Genomic DNA, 877 nt, shown 5'->3' with positions numbered 1-877 from the left:
GGTGATCCGCGCGGCGCTGACCGCTGCCGGGCTGACCGCCGACCAGGTCGACGCCGTCGAGGCGCACGGCACCGGCACCCGGCTCGGCGACCCGATCGAAGCCGAGGCGCTGCTCGCCACCTACGGCCAAGGGCGGCCCGCCGAACGGCCGTTGTGGCTCGGCTCGCTCAAGTCCAACCTCGGCCACACGGCCGCCGCGGCGGGCGTCTCGGGCGTCATCAAGAGCGTGCAGGCGCTGCGCCACGGCGTGCTGCCGCGCACCCTCCACGCGGAGCGGCCGACCCCGGAGGTGGACTGGACCTCCGGCGCGGTCCGGCTGCTCAGCGACGCCGTGGCCTGGCCGGAGACCGGCCGGGCCCGGCGGATCGGCATCTCCGCCTTCGGCATCAGCGGCACCAACGCGCACGTGATCCTGGAACAGGCCCCCGAGGACGCGCCCGCGGTGTCCGATGCGGACGGCGGCGAGCCGGCCGTCCGCAGTCAGGCCGAGCGCTCGCAGGCCGAGCGGACTCGGGCCGTACGGGCCCCGGCCGTGCTGCCCTGGCCGCTCTCCGCGCGCACCCGCGACGCGCTGGCCGCCCAGGCGGGCCGGCTGGCGGCCGCACTGCCCGAGGACGCCGCCGTCCCGGACCTCGCCCATGCGCTCGCCACCACCCGGGCCGCCCTCGACCACCGCGCCGTGGTGCTGGCCGCCGACCCCGCCCGGGCACGGCAGGACCTGGACGCGCTCGCGGCCGGCCGCCCGGCCGCCGCCGTCGTGGCGGGCTCGGTGCTCGGCGACGCCCGGGTGGTGTTCGTGTTTCCGGGGCAGGGGTCGCAGTGGGTGGGGATGGGGGCTGAGCTGCTGGATTCCTCGCCGGTGTTCGCGGCGCGGATC

Annotated in this window: 1 protein-coding gene; it reads left to right on the top strand. The window is 78.2% G+C overall.

What is annotated here, in order from left to right; translation table 11 throughout:
- A partial coding sequence (locus tag VM95_RS37725; protein WP_045706024.1) for a ketoacyl-synthetase C-terminal extension domain-containing protein occupies positions 1–877 on the top strand: 877 nt, incomplete at both ends.

The sequence above is a fragment of the Streptomyces rubellomurinus genome (assembly GCF_000961885.1).
In the GTDB taxonomy this organism is placed as follows: domain Bacteria; phylum Actinomycetota; class Actinomycetes; order Streptomycetales; family Streptomycetaceae; genus Kitasatospora; species Kitasatospora rubellomurina.
This window is presented reverse-complemented; position numbering and strand designations above follow the sequence as displayed.